Origin of the sequence: Thermostichus vulcanus str. 'Rupite' (genome assembly GCF_022848905.1) — a bacterium.
Classification (GTDB): Bacteria; Cyanobacteriota; Cyanobacteriia; order Thermostichales; family Thermostichaceae; genus Thermostichus; species Thermostichus vulcanus_A.
This window is the reverse complement of record NZ_JAFIRA010000001.1, coordinates 176,769-196,141: the sequence shown is the minus strand read 5'-3', so window position 1 is coordinate 196,141 and position 19,373 is coordinate 176,769. Positions and strand designations below refer to the sequence as shown.

At 53.8% G+C, this 19,373-nt stretch carries 18 protein-coding genes; 6 read left to right on the top strand and 12 right to left on the bottom strand.

All coding sequences use genetic code 11. From position 1 onward, the window contains the following. From JX360_RS00880 to JX360_RS00870, 3 genes are all read right to left on the bottom strand, one after another. Window positions 1-843: a DsbA family protein gene (locus JX360_RS00880; protein WP_244348466.1), complete on the bottom strand. Its 843-nt coding sequence runs from the start codon at window positions 841-843 to the stop codon at window positions 1-3. A gap of 61 nt (window positions 844-904) precedes the next feature. Then, window positions 905-1,387 (bottom strand): RNA recognition motif domain-containing protein, encoded by a 483-nt coding sequence (locus JX360_RS00875; RefSeq protein WP_244348465.1) that lies wholly within the window; start codon window positions 1,385-1,387, stop codon window positions 905-907. Between the two features lie 412 nt (window positions 1,388-1,799). After that, a complete protein-coding gene (locus tag JX360_RS00870; protein ID WP_244348464.1) occupies window positions 1,800-3,167 on the bottom strand; it encodes a glutamate-5-semialdehyde dehydrogenase in 1,368 nt (455 codons plus the stop codon). Between the two features lie 261 nt (window positions 3,168-3,428). On the opposite strand from JX360_RS00870, the gene ctpC reads away from it, so the two are divergent. Then, window positions 3,429-4,724, top strand: coding sequence for a carboxyl-terminal processing protease CtpC (gene ctpC, locus JX360_RS00865; protein ID WP_244348463.1), 1,296 nt, complete (start codon window positions 3,429-3,431; stop codon window positions 4,722-4,724). A gap of 77 nt (window positions 4,725-4,801) precedes the next feature. On the opposite strand, the gene JX360_RS00860 is transcribed toward ctpC, so the two are convergent. Beyond that, window positions 4,802-6,010: a phosphodiester glycosidase family protein gene (locus JX360_RS00860; protein WP_244348462.1), complete on the bottom strand. Its 1,209-nt coding sequence runs from the start codon at window positions 6,008-6,010 to the stop codon at window positions 4,802-4,804. Window positions 6,011-6,254: 244 nt separating this feature from the next. On the opposite strand from JX360_RS00860, the gene JX360_RS00855 reads away from it, so the two are divergent. Continuing rightward, window positions 6,255-7,451 (top strand): RNA-guided endonuclease TnpB family protein, encoded by a 1,197-nt coding sequence (locus JX360_RS00855; RefSeq protein WP_244348461.1) that lies wholly within the window; start codon window positions 6,255-6,257, stop codon window positions 7,449-7,451. Window positions 7,452-7,805: 354 nt separating this feature from the next. Further along, a complete protein-coding gene (gene atpC, locus JX360_RS00850) occupies window positions 7,806-8,213 on the top strand; it encodes an ATP synthase F1 subunit epsilon (RefSeq protein ID WP_244348460.1) in 408 nt (135 codons plus the stop codon). Window positions 8,214-8,545: 332 nt separating this feature from the next. On the opposite strand, the gene JX360_RS00845 is transcribed toward atpC, so the two are convergent. The 4 genes from JX360_RS00845 to tnpA all read right to left on the bottom strand — a co-directional run bounded on the left by JX360_RS00845 (window position 8,546) and on the right by tnpA (window position 10,997). After that, window positions 8,546-8,722, bottom strand: coding sequence for a hypothetical protein (locus JX360_RS00845; protein ID WP_244348459.1), 177 nt, complete (start codon window positions 8,720-8,722; stop codon window positions 8,546-8,548). Window positions 8,723-9,014: 292 nt separating this feature from the next. Next, a complete protein-coding gene (locus JX360_RS00840; protein WP_244348458.1) occupies window positions 9,015-9,440 on the bottom strand; it encodes a tetratricopeptide repeat protein in 426 nt (141 codons plus the stop codon). A 43-nt stretch (window positions 9,441-9,483) separates the two neighbouring features. Then, a complete protein-coding gene (locus tag JX360_RS00835; RefSeq protein ID WP_244348457.1) occupies window positions 9,484-10,365 on the bottom strand; it encodes a TlyA family RNA methyltransferase in 882 nt (293 codons plus the stop codon). A 218-nt stretch (window positions 10,366-10,583) separates the two neighbouring features. Next, a complete protein-coding gene (gene tnpA / locus JX360_RS00830; protein WP_244348456.1) occupies window positions 10,584-10,997 on the bottom strand; it encodes an IS200/IS605 family transposase in 414 nt (137 codons plus the stop codon). A gap of 87 nt (window positions 10,998-11,084) precedes the next feature. Here tnpA and JX360_RS00825 point away from each other — a divergent pair, with 87 nt between their 5' ends. After that, window positions 11,085-12,311 carry an RNA-guided endonuclease InsQ/TnpB family protein gene (locus JX360_RS00825; RefSeq protein ID WP_244348455.1) on the top strand — a complete coding sequence of 409 codons (1,227 nt, stop codon included), beginning with the start codon at window positions 11,085-11,087 and terminating at the stop codon, window positions 12,309-12,311. Window positions 12,312-12,325: 14 nt separating this feature from the next. On the opposite strand, the gene pstB is transcribed toward JX360_RS00825, so the two are convergent. The 4 genes from pstB to pstS all read right to left on the bottom strand — a co-directional run bounded on the left by pstB (window position 12,326) and on the right by pstS (window position 16,227). Then, window positions 12,326-13,090, bottom strand: coding sequence for a phosphate ABC transporter ATP-binding protein PstB (gene pstB, locus JX360_RS00820; protein ID WP_244348597.1), 765 nt, complete (start codon window positions 13,088-13,090; stop codon window positions 12,326-12,328). A 143-nt stretch (window positions 13,091-13,233) separates the two neighbouring features. Beyond that, the gene (pstA, locus tag JX360_RS00815; protein WP_244348454.1) at window positions 13,234-14,124 is read right to left on the bottom strand and encodes a phosphate ABC transporter permease PstA; all 891 of its coding nucleotides are present in this window, start codon (window positions 14,122-14,124) and stop codon (window positions 13,234-13,236) included. Between the two features lie 6 nt (window positions 14,125-14,130). Further along, window positions 14,131-15,099 (bottom strand): phosphate ABC transporter permease subunit PstC, encoded by a 969-nt coding sequence (gene pstC, locus JX360_RS00810; RefSeq protein ID WP_244348453.1) that lies wholly within the window; start codon window positions 15,097-15,099, stop codon window positions 14,131-14,133. A gap of 51 nt (window positions 15,100-15,150) precedes the next feature. Further along, on the bottom strand, window positions 15,151-16,227 hold the full coding sequence (gene pstS, locus JX360_RS00805; protein ID WP_244348452.1) for a phosphate ABC transporter substrate-binding protein PstS: 1,077 nt from the start codon (window positions 16,225-16,227) through the stop codon (window positions 15,151-15,153). 624 nt (window positions 16,228-16,851) lie between these two features. On the opposite strand from pstS, the gene rplI reads away from it, so the two are divergent. After that, window positions 16,852-17,316, top strand: a complete 465-nt coding sequence (gene rplI / locus JX360_RS00800) for a 50S ribosomal protein L9 (protein WP_244348451.1) — start codon at window positions 16,852-16,854, stop codon at window positions 17,314-17,316. 216 nt (window positions 17,317-17,532) lie between these two features. Continuing rightward, on the top strand, window positions 17,533-19,308 hold the full coding sequence (dnaB, locus tag JX360_RS00795; protein WP_244348595.1) for a replicative DNA helicase: 1,776 nt from the start codon (window positions 17,533-17,535) through the stop codon (window positions 19,306-19,308). Window positions 19,309-19,373: the final 65 nt, after the last annotated feature.

Genomic DNA, 19,373 nt, shown 5'->3' with positions numbered 1-19,373 from the left:
TTAGAGCGCCTGCTTAGCTTGCTCCAGAGTCTGCTCGAACACCTGCAGTGGCTGTGCCCCTGAGAAGGAAAAGCCGTTGAGAGAGAAGTAGGGAGTACCCGTAATGCCCAACTGGGAGGCCATGTCAATGTCCCGCTGAATAGAGCGCTCCGCCGCCCGACTGCGTCGATCCCGATTGAATTTCTCCACATTCAGGCCCAACTTTTCGGCAGTGGCCACATAAAATCCATCTCCGAGCTGCGACTGGTTGGCAAACAGCTCATCGTGGAACTCCCAGAACTTCCCTTGGCGTTGGGCAGCCCAAGCGGCACGAGCAGCAGGCATAGCCTCTGGGTGAATGCTGGTCAAGGGCAGGTGCTTGTACACCAAGGTCACGTCATCGCCATGATCCGCCATGAACTGCTTAAGAGTGTCGTGGGCGCGGGCGCAGAAGGGACATTGAAAGTCGGAAAATTCCACCAACACCAACTTCAAAGAGTCGGAACCCATGCGGGGAGAATCCCCAATGACAGCGCGAGGATTGTCCCGCAACTGACGGCCAAATTCTTCCGAGAGCTGCTGCTGTTGTCGCTGCTGTTCTTCGTACTGCCGCTGCTGATACTCCTGTACGGCCTCAAGAATCACCTTGGGGTTGTTGCGGATGATCTGCAAAACCTGTTCTTCCAAATCCGCCGGGCTGGCTACTGCCGCCGGCAGGAAGGGTTGCACTCCACTTCCCAACCAGAGCAAGCAGGCTAAACCGCACAAAAAGCCGACCTTGGCCAAGTTTTGCCCCCAAGCCCGAGAAACCTTTGAAAGCCAATTCATTGCAGAAAACCCAATGGAGAACATGCGTAGGCTCATAGCAGCCGAACCTAGCCTACTGCCAGATCCCACCTGCGTCCATTCACTCCTTTGGGGGGATTCAAGAATTGGTGGCCTGTAAAAGCTGCTCTTTGATGCGCTGGAGCTGGCTAGCCCACCGGGGATCCGGCCCGGAAGCACTGCCTACCTCTGCGGTGGCACTGGCGCCACTTCCACCTTTGCCGCCGCGGTTGCGCTGTTTTTTGCTGGGTGCGCGACTTTCTCCAGACTTCTCTCCAGATTCCTTGGCTTCGTGAGCAGCACTGGCGGCGCTAGAGTCCGTCTCTTCCCCCTTATCTCGCGGTTGGGCAATCTCAATGCGCAGGTTGGCATCACCAAAGCTATGGCCATTGAATTTTTCGATGTACTGTTCCGCTTGCTCCTGCGTGTTCACTGTTACAAAGCCGAAGCCGCGACATTTGCCTGTCTTGCGATCTCGAATCACCTTGGTGGAGATCACCTCACCCGCCGAGGTAAAGAGCTCCTCCAATGCCTGACGATCCACCTCTTCCGGTAGATTCCCGACATACAGACGAACAGACATGATGCAGTGAAGCTCCCTATCGAAGTAACGACAAGTTGAACAACCAAGATGCCGAGTTCAAAGGAATCCAGCCCCGAAAAGCAAGACATCTAGAACCCAGAGATTATTTTTACATCCCAGCGTGACGCAAACGACAATCTTCGCAAATCATAAAGTCATTCTTTAATTTACCTCAACTTTGAGACCGAAAGGAGGTGGGACAACTTGGTTATCGGTTGTGTTACCAACTTTGAACAATTAATACACAATCCCACCGTGCACCCATTCTTTATCCCATTCCTTCACCGGTAGGGTGCTCCTGACAGACTTTCACTCCACTGCGGCACCCAAGTTTACAGCCCTTGTATTTTATCCCAATCTCAGCCGTGGGTGGATTCAAGCCGGATGAATCGGGATCCCGTTTTGGAGCTGTTTAGGCTAAGCCGGTGCTGTTCAGTTGATCCCGATGCTGAAAGGGACGGGCCTGAGGGCCTGTGTAGTCTGCAACCCGTTGCCCCTTCCCCCGCAACTGGTAGCGATAGGTCACCAACCCTTCCAATCCAACCGGCCCTCGCGGTGGCATTTTTTGGGTGCTAATACCCACCTCTGCTCCTAGTCCATAGCGGAACCCATCGGCAAAACGAGTGGAGGCATTGTGAAACACCCCAGCTGCATCCACTTCATCCAAAAAACGCTGGGCTGCTTCAGTATCCTCCGTTACAATCGCCTCGGTGTGCCGGGATCCGTACTGCTGAATATGAGCAATGGCCCCATCGAGAGAGTCCACCACCTTCATCGAGAGGATCAAATCCGCGTACTCGGTGCTCCAGTCCTCTTCGGTAGTCGGGATCAAATCCGGCACCCACTCCCGACAAAGGGGATCCCCCCGCAACTCCACCCCCTTCTGGCGCAGGGCAACAGCCACCGCTGGCAGGAACTGGGGCGCCACCTCCTGGTGAATCAACAGGGTTTCAATCGCATTACAGGCGGCAGGATACTGGGTTTTGCTATCCACGGCCAAATCCAGCGCCATGTCTAAATTGGCTGCCCGATCCACGTACAGATGACAAATTCCATCCGCATGACCCAGGACCGGAATGCGGGTGTTGTCCATGACGTAGCGCACAAAGGCATTGGATCCGCGGGGAATAATCAGATCCACCAGCCCCTCCAGTTGCAGCAGGGCTTTAATCTCTTCGCGGCTGGTGAGCAGTTGCAGGGATCCCTCTGGAAACTCCGGGATCCTCCTCAACCCTTGCTGGATCGCCGCCATCAATGCTTGACAGGAGAGCAGCGCCTCGGATCCCCCCTTGAGCAAAACGCTGTTGCCCGTTTTCACCGCCAAAGCCGCAATTTGCACCAACGCATCGGGCCGCGACTCGAAGATCACCCCCAAAACTCCCAGTGGATAGGTGCGCCGCTCCAGGATCAGGCCCTCATCCAACTGGCGGATCAGCAGCGGCCGCCCTACCGGATCCCCCAGGCGAATCACCTCTCGAACACCAGCTACCATCCCGGTCAGCTTATCGGCATCCAACTTCAGGCGAGCATAGGCCGCTGGCGACAAACTCCCCGTCTTCACCATCTCCTCGGCTCGGGCCAGATCCGCTTGATTGGCTGCCAGAATGGCGTCCTTATCCTGCAGCAGGGCAGTGGCGATCGCCTCTAACGCCGCATTTTTGCTGGCGGTCGATAGAGTAGCCGTCCGTTGGGCAGCAGCGCGGGCCAAACGAGCCTGTTGGGCAAGGGGAGGTGTAGAGGCGGTTGCCGAGGGGTTGGGGCGATCGGTGGCAAGGGTCATTGGGATGGGGCAGGAAAGGGTAACGGTGAAAGAGTTGTCTTGAATGTGATCCGGAAAGCACCCTTGGGCGGATCCCTATGCTAGGTTGGGCAAAGTCAGGCTGTGTCATTTGCAGCCTACCAAATTTGCATCCCATTCGTTGCGGCAATGGAATCCTTTTCTGTTTGTCCGTCTCGGTTCCGGGATGAAGACTTTAGGAAAACCCTGACTCCCCCAGTATCCAGCCTTAGCCTTTAGCACCGTGTCTTCCAGGAGAGCCGAATGAGAAAGCGTGGGTTTGTGGTCAGTGCAACAGCTGCTGTAGTGACGGCGGTATCCCTTGTTGGTGTGCAACTGTCCATGCCCGGTTGGGCTGGGTTTCGCAGTGACCCGAAAGAGGTGGTGGACGAAGTTTGGCAAATCGTCAATCGGGAGTTTGTTGACCCTTCTTTCAATGCTCTGGATTGGGAAGCCGTTCGGCTCGATCTGCTGAGCCGGGAGTATGCCACTCGAGAAGATGCCTATGCCGCTATTCGTGAGGCGCTGAAGGGTCTGAATGACCCCTACACCCGCTTTTTGGATCCCGATCAGTTTGCCAGCATGCAGATTGACACCTCTGGCGAACTCACTGGAGTTGGGATCACGCTGGGCATGGATCAAGAGACGAATGAGTTGGTGGTGGTCTCCCCCATTGAAGGCTCGCCTGCCGACCGAGCCGGGATCAAGTCCAAAGATGTGATTGTCCGCATTGACGATCAATCCACTGAGGGCATGGACACCAACGCCGCCGTCAGCTTGATTCGGGGTGAGCCGGGATCCCGGGTACGCCTGACGATCCGCCGCGAAGGGGAAGGGCTGAAGGTTTTTGACCTCGTGCGGGAGAAAATCGAGCTGGCCACCGTGCGCTACGAAATTCACGAAGAAAACGGCCTGCCCATTGGTTATATCCGCCTGACCCAGTTTTCCGGCAATGCCGCCGAGAAGATGCGCCAAGCCATCCGCGACATGGAAAAGCAAGGGGTGGTGGCTTATGTACTGGATCTGCGGGCCAACCCGGGTGGGCTGCTTTACTCCAGTGCCGAGATCGCCCGGATGTGGATTGAACGGGGGGGGATTGTCTCGACGGTGAATCGGCAAGGGGAACAGGATCGCTTCAATGCCAACAACACGGCTCTCACCGACAAACCATTAGCTGTTTTGGTGGATGGGGGTTCCGCCAGCGCCAGTGAGATTTTATCCGGTGCCCTGCAAGACAATCGTCGCGCTGTCATCATTGGTACCCCAACTTTTGGCAAGGGGCTGGTGCAGTCGGTGCATCCCCTCTCGGATGGGTCGGGATTGGCGGTCACCATTGCCCGCTATCGCACTCCCAACGGCACCGATATCGACCACAAAGGCATTACCCCTGACATTTTGGTGGAGCTTTCGGAGGAGGATCTCAATCGCCTCAGCCAAAATCGGGAACTGGTGGCCACTCTGGCCGACCCGCAATATGCTGCTGCCATTGAGGCACTAAGGCCGCAAATTTTAGCACGTCAACAACAGGCTAAGGAGACCGTTCGCTCCTCCTCTCTGTAGCGGTTAAAGATTCCCTGTTACGGGTAGTACAAGTGGCAGAAATTGCTGGGATTCGAGCGGCTCTTTATATTAAATCTCTATTGAGCTGTTGTTGGGAAAAAGCCGAGACCATTGTGAACTCTCGGTAGAATTCGCCGGGATCCCGGCAATCCATTATCCGTTTCATGACCCGTTGCATTTTCAGGGTTACTAGCTTCTAAGAATCGACGCTCTAAATTTATAGCTTCTCCCTCTAGCACTAATGTAGAAGAATTGCCTCCATCCAAATTCAAGGCATGCCGGCAGCCCAACTGCTGCATCAACTGGGCCATCTCTAGCAGGGTGAGCCCTTGGCTTTCCTGAGCATTGCCTGCGGTGACCCACAGCAGATGTCCGCTGTCCAGCTGGCCAATGGCGCTACGAGCTGCTCGCTGAGCGCGAAAGGTAGGTTGAAACCGCTCCAGTTCGGCATCCAACACCACCTGCCCATCCAAGAGCAACAAAGGCCCGGCCCCCAGGAGATGAGGATAGGCTTCCAGCTCTGGCGGATCCACAGTCAAGTGAAGGCTGAGACGATCTCCGACAACCAGTTTTTGGGCTTCCAGGGATCCCTCTAACTCCCGTGCCGCCAATACATAGCCCCCCACCGGAATCGGCACACTGACACTGCTTGCCAAACCTGCGGAAAGAATGGCCTGTACCCGGTCTGCTTGCACCAGCAGAAGGGTTTCGTTGTCGGTTTGCGTCGTGTAAATGGATCCCCAGTCGGGGGTGAATTGCGAGATTCCAGCGACGATATAGCCTGTGTTGATGCCCATGAGCGGGATGCGATCTCCAATCCCATTGCGCAGTTCGGCTTGCATCCGTAGCCGTCCGAAGCGTACCGATCCCTGATCCGACCAAGCCACAACACCACGGCCCAAAATTGGGCTGGAGATCCAGCGGCCATCCAAGCGAATCGCCCCCAGCGGCTGACGGGTATTGCGGTTAAAAAAGCCCCCGTTAATGGCGGCTAAGGCTCCTCGTTCGCGGGCGAAGGAGGTCAATTCTCCTAGACCCACCAACCCCGTTGGCTCAGCCCAAATCGGGCGCAGGCGACCGGCAGATGGCGAAAGGGTCAAAATAGAAACTGGGATCCGATTCCCCCCAACCCAAGTTTCTTCCTGATACACATGGATCCCTTGCACTGTGCGTACAGGGATCATCTGAGCTTGAGCGGCAAGACTGTGGAGGAGGGATAGAAGACCAACAGCTACGCCGACCACTCCCCGGCGGATAGCTTGCATTCTTGGCTTTGTTTTCAGCATATCTTTGCCTCCCTGCCTTAGGGTAGACCTAGATCCGGGGTGGATCCCTGCGCAAAAGCTTACGAAAACCAGCGTAAAGCCCCCGGTTTCTAACCGGGGGATATAAGCGCACAGGCTGAATTGATTCAGCCGTGGTGTGGGTCGTTGATGTATTCCAACACCTTTCCAACCGAATGCCGATAATGCTTGTACTCTGTCATGTAGATAACGGCGAAGCATCTACAGGAATAGTACAATAGCCCCCATGAAACGGGTCACCACCACACTCAAGCTCAAGTTTCTTGATCTCAACGCGGTCAAAGCAGAGATGTTTGCCCAGACGGTTTGGGCGACAACCGCACTGGCAAACGAACTGCTCCGCATCAGTCCAAAGGAACGAAAAGCATTAACAACCGCCAAAGTGGTGACACCCCTCAAGTCGGCCCTCTCCAACCAGGTGATTCGTGTCCTGAAGGGGAAAGCCGGCCAGCGGGTCAAGCACTTCAAAGTATTCTGGCCAGAGGTCAACAACCAAAACTGGAAGCTGCACAAAGTAGGCAGCACCTACTCAGTGAGTTTTCCCACAATTCAGGGTGACAAGCGGGTTCCCCTTGAGGTTAGCAGTTCCTACTATGCCGAGCGTCTTGAGCGCATCCTGGCCGAACAGGATTGTGAACGGGGAACCTTGAAGCTGATGCAAATACGCGGGGCTTGGTATGCCGTTCTATCTATCACTTGGGAAGTTCCCGAAGTGAAGAGTACGGAGCGGTTAGGTGTTGACCGGGGGCAGAACCGTTTGGCAGTAGCGGCCACCCGTTGGGGTCGAGCGGTGTTTTTTGGCGGTGGGGAGATAGCCCACCGTCGTCGTCGTTTCCAGAAGCGTCGTGCCCAGTTGCAACAGGCGGGTAAATACCGAGCACTCAAGCGACTGGAGCGCAAAGAAGCCCGGTGGATGAGGGCAGTCAACCACACCGTGAGCCGCCGCATTGTGCGGTTTGCCAAGGCGGTAAATGCGGATGTGTGGATGGAAGACCTCTCGGGTATCCGCCAATCCAGACAGAGTCGAAAGGCGCGTTCGGATGCCGGTAAGTCACGGCACACCTGGTCGTACTACGACTTGGAGTGGAAGGTTGCCTACAAGCTGGAGCTGGCAGGTAGGACGCTGCATAAACGTCCTGCTGCCTACACATCCAAAACCGACCATAGGACAGGATTGATCTGCTCCGCAGGGCCGGAGGCCATTGGGAAAAGGAGTGGGCATCTGTTCACTGGGCAGGACGGGTATTGCTGTGATGCCGACTGGAACGCGGCTATGAACCTAGCCCAGTGGGACGGATTCTCATGTCCTCTGAGTCTAAAAGAAGCCATATCTGTAATGGGTGCGGTCGGCTCAGGGGATGGGGTAGTTGGCAATCCCCTGAACTCCATGAATACTCCACAGCTTCAAGCTGTGGGGGGCTAGAAGGGAGAATCCCCCGGTTTCTAACCGGGGGAGTGTCAACAAACCCGCGTTCACTTTTGGGGGGGCGCAGCCTGCCGTAGGCATTTTGCTACGCAACGCTAATGCTACGCGACACGCGACTGCGGAGCATTAAAGGGCTGTAAGCTCAGAATGCTGGCTTCCCTCTCTCCTCAAATCCCTGAAACTACCGCGTCACACGCTGCTCAGAAGCTTTCATCCAACTTTCGTCAGTCAACCAGCCAGAGAACATTGTCCTGGGAATGCCGGATCCCATCCAAAGAACTGCCGCACAAGGGATCCCCGTAATCCGGTAGGATCAAAGACGTTAAGCTCAAGCCTCCAGGAGAATCTGCTGTGACGCTGACGGTTCGTGTGATCACCCCTGACCGCACTGTTTGGGATGCCCCTAGCGAGGAAGTGATCCTCCCGGCCACCTCAGGTCAACTGGGCATACTGACCGGGCATGCCCCCCTTTTAACCGCCATCGGCAATGGAGTGATGCGGGTTAGGGCCGGAGGCAAATGGTCTGCTATCGCGGTGATGGGTGGCTTTGCTGAAGTCGAGAATAACGAAGTAACCATCCTGGTGAATCGAGCCGAGATGGGTGACAAAGTGGATAAAGCAGCAGCCCAAGCCGTTTTGAGTGAAGCCAGCAGGGTACTCAGCAGCAGCAACGACAAGCAGGAACGCTTGCAAGCCAAGTTGGATCAGCAACGGGCCACCGCCTTAATCCAAGCCGCTGAAATGGGCAGCAAGAGTTAGAGGTTTGACCCGACCTACTCCCTCTGACTGAGGGATCCCGATGGCCAAAAGCCGGCCAAAAAGCAGAGGAGCTAGCGATTAGCTCCTCGGTCGGCCACTAAATTGAGTATTGAAATGAGTATGGATTGAAGTCTTAAATTAGGAGTTTGACCACAGATCCAGCCAGCGATATCCAGTACAATTGACCCAGGTTCATGTCTTTCCCGGTAAGGTACCCCAAGGGTTTTGTCTAGCTTTGTTGCTACAAACCTGACAAACCCTGCTTGAGGTCGGAAAAGACTGCCTTGAGAAGCCTAGCTAAGCTGACCTACGCGGCAAGTCTCAAATAAGTCTCATCCCGCCTCAAACCGGAGTGCTTCAGGATCCACGTAGTAGCAGCGGGCATTGTCAACACAAATCAAGGCCCAGCCATTCTGGTCAGCATCGATCAAGGTGTATTCAGATTGAGGGACGAAATGACCCTGGTGATTCCGGGTGTCGCCCTTGAGCCAAACGGTTTGACGGTTCATCTTAAAGTTCCTCCAATCTGGGGTCAAAAAAAGGTGAGACTCAAAATAGGAACGGCAATGCAACACAATAAGTGCGATGGCCATTAAACGTTTCGCATCCACTCAAAAGCCCAGTAAAAAGAGGCTTGAGAAGCGATGAAACCCAATCCCTAACTGTGATTTGATCCCATCCTGCGATTTGGTAAGAGAAGTCTAGCACCCACCTCATGAGGATCCTGTTAAGAGTTGTAGGCTGCTGTAACAGCTCCTAGCTTTTCCTAAAGTCTTGTTGCAGGATAGTCCTCAGAGCTGCTTAATCTTCTTCAAAAAGCCAGCGGTAGATCTTGCTCAAGTGGGGCCAGGTAGGGCGGCGATTTTCCCCTTCCGCCAAATTGGATTTGATGCCATCGATCTGCTCGGGATCCCGCACCAGGATTTGTTTGATGGTGTCTACCTGTTGGCGCACCCCTGTTTTTTTCAGTTCCAGCATGGCCAGGGTCAAATTGACGCGGGGCTGAGCATCCACTGGATCTAGCTTGACGGCGGTTTGCGAGGCTTTCAGGGCTTTTTCTGCCTGTCCTTCCAGCAGGTACAACCACGACAAACAGGTCCAGGCGGCAGCAGCTTTCGGGGAGCTCTTACAGATGGACTCGAAGGAGGGAATCAGCGACCTGGCAGCTTCCCCGGATTCGTAGCGCCGAATACCTTGCTGAAATAATTCTTCAATTTCTTCGCTCATATCCCTAGATCACGCACAATAACGTATTGACAAAATCGACAAATCATGCATCTAGCTGTATTTTTGCCTGCTCGCTCATCTGTTGTAGCGCACTGCGGCCAGGCACAGGGATCCCGTCTTGTTCGGCTAGCCAAAGCCAATATTCTATATTCCCCGCAGGGCCGGTAATCGGGGACCACGTATAGCCCTGCAGATGCCAACCTTGGGCCAAGGCCGACTGAATTACCGCCTCGATCACCTGGGCATGAATGGCGGGATCCCGGACTACCCCTTTTTTGCCTACCTGTTCCCGACCCGCCTCGAATTGTGGCTTTACCAACAGGAGCGCCTCGCGGGGCGAACGCAGTAGGTTCCACAGCGGATCCAGCACCTTGGCCAAGGCAATAAAGGACAGATCCACCACTGCCAGATCCGGCCAGTTCTCGTGGGGCAACTCCGTCCCGTAGAGATCCACCGATTGAAGATAACGAAGATTAACCCGCTCTTTGAGGATCACCCGAGCATCGGTACGCAAAGACCAGGCCAACTGTCCATAGCCGACATCCACACCATAGACCTGTTTGGCTCCCCGTTGCAGTAGGCAATCCGTAAAGCCGCCGGTGGAAATGCCAGCATCCAAACAAATGCGATCTTGCACCTGTACCGGAAACTTCTCCAGCGCCCCCTGCAGTTTCTCGCCCCCCCGCGACACAAACGCTGGCTTGGACTGGATCTGCACCGTGGGATCCCCATTCACCCAAGCGCCGGTTTTCTCGGCCCGCATTCCATTTAAGAACACTTCTCCCGCCAGAATGGAACGCTGCGCCTGCTGCCGGGAAGCAAAGTAACCCCGTTCCACCAGCCAACTGTCTAGGCGAACCCGATTTGCCACGCTCAAGAGGCCGAACAACGACAGCGGGATCCCGCACGGATTGCAATTTCCCATGTCCCCTATCCTAACGAAGGGGCTGTCTTTCCAGAGATCAGGAGCCAGGGATCAAGCTCAGGCAGAGTTTAGCGAACTAGGCGGGAAGCCCCGCGCTCTACCGTTGGCGCAGCCTGCCCGCATAGGTGTTCGCGTCGCGTGCCGTAGGCATAGCGTCGGGATGAGAGCCGCGCTTGCTGAGCGGGGTTCAATGCCCCCGAAGCAAGCAACAATCTCTGCTACTCGTCCGGGGTGTCTTGGTTTTCGATGTACTTCCGTAGCACCGATACCGTGACACCTCCACACGATGCAATGAAATACGACTCATTCCAAAGCACATTTTTCCAGTAGACCTGCTCCACTTCATCGACAAACTCAGAGCGGATTCTCCGGCTGGTGACGGACTTCAGATTGTTCACAAATTTGGGTATCTCCATCTGAGGCAGATATTGAAACAGAAGGTGGATGTGATTTTCTTCCCCGTTAAACTCAATCAGCTTGCAATTCCACTTCTCGCAAAGATCGTCCATGATTTCTCCCAGTCGGGCGAGCATTGCAGCAGTCAAGACATTCCGCCGATACTTGGTTGTCAGCACCAAATGAGCCTTCATGTCTGATACCGCCCTGCCACTTGATACAAAGTCTTTTTTCATGTCAGTGTATGCAGCTTATGCTACACTCACTATGTGAGATTAGCCTATCAATACAAGCTACTGCCATCCGCTCTACAGCTTGCCACGATGAATCGTTGGCTTGATATGCTGCGTCACCAGTACAACTGGATGCTGGCAGATCGCTTTGATTGGTGGGAGATGAATCGGTGTCTGGTGAATGCCTGTCCTTTGATTTGCAGCATTGCTGAACCCAGAGAGCAGCCTGAATACTATGGACAGAAACGCTCCCTGGTGACTCTGAAGCAGGATAGACCCTGGTATAAAGAGATTCACTCTCAAGTACTGCAAGACATGGTGAAGCGGGTCAAACTTGCCTTTGACCGCTATATCAAAGGGGACTGCAACGGCAAAAGATCAGGCAAGCCTCGTTTCAAGGGTGTCAATCGGTATCGTTCTTTCACCTATCCTCAAGCTTCGATTGATTGGATTGATGGCAACAAAATCGAACTACCCAAAATCGGAGCGGTGAAAGTTGTGTGGCATCGTCCACTGCCTGACGGATTTGAAGTTAAAAGCGCAATTTTGAGCCGGAAAGCCGACGGCTGGTACATCACGCTGTCATTGCAAGATGACTCAGTTCCTGAACAAACGATTGATGTTGATCCGAACTGGGACAATTCAATCGGCGTGGATATGGGGCTAGAGCATTTTGCAGCAGACTCAGAAGGCGAATTAATTGACTATCCTCGTTTTCTGAGACAGGCAGAATCAAAGCTTGCTAAGTTGCAGCAAAAGCGCGATGCCCGTTCTAAAAGCAGCATCGCCCGAAAGAAACTGAATCGAAGAATTGCGAGATTACACCAGAAGATTGCAAGACAGCGATATCAGTTTCACTGCGAGACGGCTAATCAATTGCTCAATAAAGCTGACGTCATCTTTGTGGAAGATCTCAGCGTCAGCAACATGACAAAGCGGTGTAAGCCGAAGCAGGATGAGAATGGGACGTTTCTACCCAATGCACAGGCGGCAAAATCGGGGCTGAACAAGTCCTTTGCTGATGCCGGAATCAGTCAGTTTGTGAACCAGATTCTACCTTTCAAGGCTGAGAGAGCCGGAAAGAGAACAATCAAGGTTGATCCAACTGGCACAAGTCAGCATTGCTGTGTTTGCCTGAACCGTGTCCCGAAAGAGTTGTCAGATCGCTGGCACTCTTGCCCAGAATGCGGAGCAGAAATGCCACGCGATACAAATTCTGGGATATTGATCAAAAAAGTGGGGTTGGGCATCGCCTCACTCAAAAAAGCTCGAAGGGCTATGGCTCAGAGAGAAGCCCGCGCTCTATGCGAAGCATGAGCGCCGGGAGTATGTCACCCGAAGCGTCCGCTCACATATTCCTCGGTTTCCCGATGGGCCGGGGAATTAAAGATCTTTTCCGTGCGGTTAAATTCCACCAAACGCCCGTAGCGGACTCCATTGTCATCAATCTCGGTATTGTAGAACGCCGTAAAGTCAGATACCCGTGCCGCCTGCTGCATGTTGTGGGTGACGATGATGATCGTGTAGCGGCGGCCCAGCTCCTTCAACAGCTCCTCAATGCGCAAAGTGGAAATGGGATCCAATGAAGCGCAAGGCTCATCCATCAGGATCACCTCCGGCTGGATGGCCAGGGTACGGGCAATACAAAGACGCTGCTGTTGACCCCCTGAAAGAGAAAGCCCACTCATTTTCAGCTTGTCCTTTACCTCATCCCAAAGGGCAGCTTGGCGGAGGGTGCGCTCCACCAGCTCATCCAAATCCCCCTGGTAGCCATTGATGCGCGGCCCAAAGGCAATGTTGTCGTAAATCGATTTGGGAAAGGGGTTGGGCTTTTGAAACACCAAGCCAATCCGCCGCCGTACCTCAGAAGGATCCACCTCCGGATCATAGATGTTTTGTTGGTGGAAAATCACGGATCCCTCAACTCTCGCTGAAGGGATCAAGTCATTCATGCGGTTAAAACAACGTAGAAGGGTGCTTTTGCCACAGCCGGAAGGGCCGATAAACGCCGTGATTTGATTTTTGGGGATCTTCAGGGAAACGTGGCGCACCGCCAGATGAGATCCATAATAGACACTCACCTCCTTCGTCTCCATTTCAACCACCAAACGGTCAGGCTTTTTCTGAGAATCAGAGGTATGGGAAGAGCGAGAGTGCATGGGCAGTACCTGGAATTAAGAGCAGAGCAACTTGAACACAACCAGCAGCAAGGATTCAAAGATTCACAGCAGGATCCCGCTCAGATAGAGATGTTTTCTTCTCGCCGACTGAGTAACACACGGAAGGTGACGGTGGTGATCAGAACCAGTATCACCAAAGCCAAGGCTCCTCCCCAGGCGATCTTCTGCTGATTCTCGAAAGGAACAATGGCAAAGTTGTAGATCAGCACCGCCAGCGAGGCCACCGGCCTGAGCAAGCCACTTGGCCACAAAAAGCTAAATAGAGCCGTAAAAATCAATGGCGCGGTCTCTCCCGCTGCTCGGGAAACAGCCAGAGTCACCCCCGTCAAGATCACCGGCAGAGCTGCCGGCAAAATTACCCGAAACACCGTCTGTACTCTCGAAGCCCCCAAGGCATAGGCAGCATCCCGCACGTCCCTAGGCACCAAACGTAGGGCCTCTTCGCAAGAAAGGATGATGATCGGCAGAGTTAACACCGAGAGGGCCACCCCTCCCGAAAGGGCGGAGAACGTTTTTGTGGTCAACACCAGCACCCCATAAGCAAACACCCCAGCAATGATAGAAGGCACCCCCGTCAACACCTTGATAATGAAGCGCAACGCTGAGGCCGTAGAGCTATTTTGGCCAAATTCGGAGAGGTAAATAGCGGCCAGCAACCCAATGGGAAAGCTAATCGAAATGGCGATTGTCACCACGATAAGTGTCCCCAGCACTGCATTACCAAAGCCACCCACTTGATCTCCAGGAGGAGGGGGTAATTGGGTGAAGCTCTGCCAGTTGAAGCGTTCAATGCCATTGATGAACACATAGTAGAGAATCAAGCCCAAAACAAAAATAGCAAAGAGACTGGAAATGAAAGTTAGAGCCGTCATTCCCCAGTCAAGCAGCACCCGTTGGGAACGAGCCTTGCGCTTAAACAGGTTGGTCTTGGCGGCCACCTGGGTTGCCATAGTTCTTTACTCCTGAGAAGCCGTCAGAGCTAACTTGACGCGGCGCACCATCCACTCGGCCACGATATTGACCAACAAAGTAACCACCAACAAAATCAAAGCAGCATACATCAAAGCAGAGATCTGCTGGTCGCTGGCCTCCCCAAACTCGTTCGCCAATAGAGCAGGGATGTTGCTGGCCGGAGCAAGGATAGAAATGTTGATACTGCGGGAGTTGCCGATCAACATGGCCACCGCCATCGTCTCTCCCATGGCACGGCCTAGACCCAGCACCACCGCCCCCAACATACCCCCAATGGCTGCTGGCAAAACCACCCCGAAGATCGCCTCCCAACGGGTTGCCCCCATGGAGTAGGCAGCTGCCCTTAGTTCTGGAGGTACCGCCACCAACACTTCCCGTGCAATGGCGGTAATAATGGGAACAATCATGATCCCCAGCACAACGCCTGCTGTAAGCATCCCTGGCCCAACTGGGGGTGTACTAAAAATTGGGATCCAATTAAAGCGCTCAAACAATACCATTTGAATGGGTCGGAAAAAGGGGATGAACACAAATAGCCCCCAAATGCCAAAAACCACGCTGGGAATGGCTGCTAGCAACTCCACCACAATGATCAAAGTCAGCCGCAGTGGCTTGGGTAAGAAATCTTCACTCAAGAAGATGGCAATTCCAAAGCTAAACGGGATCCCGATAATCAAGGCAATCAGCGAGCTTACCAAAGTGCCGTAGATTTGTGGCCAAGCGCCATAGTTATCCTCTACCGGATCCCAGGTGGTATTCCAAAGAAAACCCAGACCAAACTTTCCGATTGCCGGTAACGCCTGCCGAGTAATCTCTAGGGCAATCCACAACAGCAAAAAGGCAGAGAAAAAGACGGCAATTCGGGTTGCCCAAATAAATACCTGATCCCGCCGGCGCTGAAAGACAACTCTGGGTCGAAACTGAGGAGGAGAATCCGGTAGAGTCGTTGTCATAGAACTTACTCAAGTGGGCTACCGCAAGTCGATAATAAGGAGTAGGAAAAATCAGGCTTGAATGGTATCGACCGCTGCCAGAGACCGTTGACGGACAGCATCTGGTAAGGGCACATAACCCAATGGCTCAGCAAAAGCCTGTCCCTCGTTTAACCCATAGCGCAAAAAGGCTTGTACCGCCTGCGCCGTTTGAGCATTGGCATAGGTTCTATAGGCCAAGATCCAGGTATAGCTGACAATCGGATAGGAAGCCTCTCCCAATGGATCCGGGTCAGATCCTAACAACCGCTCATTCAGTTGAATTTGCCCTAAGCCTTCCTGCTCAGATTCAACAGTGGGAGTGACAAATTTGCCAGCGCGGTTTTCCAATCGGGCTACAGCTAGATTGTTGAGCTTGGCAAAGCCAAATTCTACATAGCCAATTGCTCCCGGAATTTGTTTGATTTGTTCAGAAACCCCCTCATTGCCGCGCGCTCCCACGCCGGCGGGCCAATTCACAGAAGAGCCCCGCCCTACCCGCTGTCGCCACTCAGTGTTAACAGCGTTGAGATGGCTGGTAAAAATTTCGGTGGTACCACTGCCGTCAGAACGATGCACGACGGTAATGGGCAGGTCGGGGAAAGTTACACGTGGGTTCAAGGACGCAATCAAAGTATCGTTCCATTTGGTGATCTTACCCAAAAAGATATTCGTGAGCGCCAGACGAGAAAGGCGAATCTCTGAACTCACACCGGGAATGTTGTAGGCAGCTACCACAGCTCCCCCCACCATCGGCACCGAGACCATACCCTTTGGAGGTTGAGCTTCCCCCTCAATTTGAGCAATTTCTTCGGATCTAGGAATGCTATCTGTAGCACCAAAATCTACCGTGCGAGCCACAAATTGTCGCCGGCCAGCGCCACTCCCCACCGACTGGTAATTGATCTGAATGTTTGGGTTTTGCTTGCCAAACTCCTGTGCCCAAGTTTGGTAGATCGGAGCCGGGAAAGAGGCCCCTGCACCATTTAAGTTAACCACCTGTTGAGCAAACACCTGTCGCCAATCAGCTTGACTAGCGGCAAAACCAGCAACGGTGGCAGACAAAGACTTTAGGAAAAAGCGACGATTCAAGGAGTGTACAGGTAGCATTAGGAGCCTCCAAGGGAGAAAAGTCTCAGTCCAACTCGTCTAGAACTACGCAGATCATCCGTAGGCTAGCCATCAAATCAACTCAGCAAGTTTCTGACGCGATAACCCCAACTCTGGGAACTACCAATAGAGCGATCCAAGCAAAGACTATCCACTCAGCACCCAAATCGGTAATTCTCAAAGCCTAGGGATACCCACAAATGATTAATTTCGATCGCCCAACTGTCCTACGTCGTTAATGTAACGTAAGGCTGATAATCCATAGTTAAGATGAGGTTAAATTCAGGTTATCTCTGGAAATATCCGCCAAATGTCGCAGATGTTTTGGGGATCCCTTTCGTCACGATCCCATCAACTTTTGGCTTAAAATCGCTTTATGAACATATAGTTTGCGTATTTTCAACTAGAGAAAAAGGTCTCTATCGAGTCTGTGCTGAGCTGTAGAACCTTGACCAAGATGTGCTGGACTCACCCTCTATACTCACTGGGGATTGAACCCACCAGGGATCCCTTCCGCCAAATGGCTGAGGTGCGGTGGGCAACTTTCTCGGGCAACTTGGGCTGACGAGACCCGCGTTAGACATTTAGAATAAAGGACTGTCGAGAAAATAAGCGTCTCCTCCAATGTCGAAACGTGATATGCAGGTTGTGCTGCGCCAGTCGATTCCAGGACTGGGCAAACCCGGGGAGTTGGTGAATGTCAAACCTGGCTATGCCCGCAACTATCTTTTCCCCCGGCAGATGGCTGTGCGGGTTACTCCTGGGCTTTTGAAAGAGCGTCAAATGCGCCTGGAGCAAGAAGCGGCCCGTAAACTGGCAGAAAAACAGCGGGCAGAAGGCTACAAAACTGCTCTGGAAACCATTGGTCGCTTTGTCATTCGTCAAAAGGTGGGAGAAAACGATTTGCTCTTTGGGCAAGTGACCAGCAGCGATATTGCAGAAGTGGTGTTGGCCACCAGCGGTCTAGATATTGATCGCCGCAACATTTCTCTGCCAGAAGAGATCAACAAAACCGGTGTTTACCCCGTGCAGGTGAAGCTACACCCAGAGGTAACTGCCACCCTGCGCATTCAGGTCACCCCCGCATGAGCAGATTTGCTCTCAGGGGATCCCTGAACTCGAAATGGATCCCAGGACTGGATTCGGGGGATCCCTGGCTTCAGTTCGATAGGGTTTCCGTCTGAATCAACAAGTGGGTATGCTCAGCCTAGAACCCTGCATCAAGTTGAGCAGTTGGGCTGACATGCTGGTGTGCCACAAGGCTATTGAGCCGTGGCTGGGTTCTTTTGTCTATCCTGGCTTGCGGTGATCAGCGATTACGACCTAACCGGCGGGGATCGGCTTCCCCCCCAGAATGTGGAGGCCGAAGAGGAGATCCTAGGCGGGATCCTCTTGGATCCGGATGCACTGGTGCGGGTGGCAGAGCTCCTGCGCCCGGAGATGTTCTATACTTCCGCCCACCAGGAAATTTATCGGGCGGCCTTACAGCTGCACAGTCAGGGACAACCTACCGACCTGATGACGGTTTCTGCTTGGCTGGCGGATCACCATCTACTGGAGCGGGTGGGCGGTACCGGGGCAATTCGTCGTTTGCTGGAGCAAACCGTCAGCAGCATCAACATCGATCAGTACGCTCGCTTGGTGCTGGACAAGTATATGCGCCGCCAGTTGATCCAGGTGAGCAATACCCTAGCTCGGTTGGCCTACGACACCAGTCAGCCATTGTCGCAGGTGATGGATCAAGCAGAGCAGCAGGTGTTTGGTCTGACCCAAGAACGGGTGCAGCGCAGCCTTATTCCTGCCTCCGATGTTTTGGTCAATATCTTCTCAGATCTGGAAGAGAAGTTTCAAAATGGGGCCCAAATCCCAGGGATCCCGACCAAATTCATCGATCTGGATAACCTAACCCAGGGTTTGCAACGTTCTGATCTGTTGATCCTGGCAGGGCGCCCTTCCATGGGAAAAACCAGCCTTGCCCTGAACGTTGCCCAGAATGTGGCTGCCTACTCCAAGCAGCCGGTTGCTGTCTTTAGTTTGGAAATGTCGCGGGAACAACTGGTGCAGCGTCTTTTGGCCAGTGAAGCCCGCATCGACAGTAGCCGCCTACGTTCTGGGCGCATCAGCGAGAATGAGTGGCAACGCCTCGGACAGGCGATCGGCTTTTTGTCGCAGCTGCCCTTGTTCATCGACGATACCCCCGATTGCACCGTCACTGAAATTCGCTCTAAGGCGCGTCGTTTGCAAGCAGAGCAAGGGGGAACTTTGGGGATGGTGTTGATCGACTATCTACAACTGATGCAGGGATCCGCCGCCGACAACCGGGTGCAGGAGCTGTCTCGCATTACCCGTGGCCTCAAGGCCCTAGCCAAAGAACTGATGGTGCCGGTGCTGGTGCTGTCCCAGTTGAGTCGGGCAGTGGAGTCTCGCTCCGACAAACGTCCGCAACTGGCGGATCTACGGGAATCCGGCTGTCTATCCGGGGAAACGGAGGTGCTGGATGTGGATCGAGGCAAAGTGTGGCGGTTGGAGCAGCTGGCTTCTGTCGCTCAGCCAGAGGCCCTACCCCGTCTGCTCAGCTTGAATAGCCGTGGTCGCCTCGTGCCCCAAAAGCCCGTCAAAGTGTTTTGTAGTGGGAAGCAACGTACCTGTACTCTGAAAACCCGGCTTAATCTTTCTATTCAGGCGACTGGGAACCACCCTTTTTTCACGCAGCAGGGCTGGAAGGCGCTGGATGACCTGCAACTGGAGGAAGAAGTGGCAGTGGTGCTCCAGGAGGAACTGGTGTGGGATCCCGTGGTCTCGATTAGCGAGTTGGGGGATCCGCAGCCGGTTTACGACATCGAGATGCCCCGTCATCACAACTTTGTCGCCAATGGTCTGCTGGTACACAACAGCATTGAGCAGGATGCGGATTTGGTGATGATGCTCTACCGACCGGAATACTACGACCCCAACACCAACGATCGCGGCATTGCGGAATTGATCATCGCCAAACACCGCAATGGCCCCACCGGCACCGTTCGGCTGCTGTTTGAAAACCAGTACACCCAGTTTCGCAATCTGGCAGATCCCAATCGTTGAATCTGCAGATCCTCACCGCCAGAGCCTCTCCTCAAGGTGTTAGCCTGGGGTAGCTGTAGGCAACA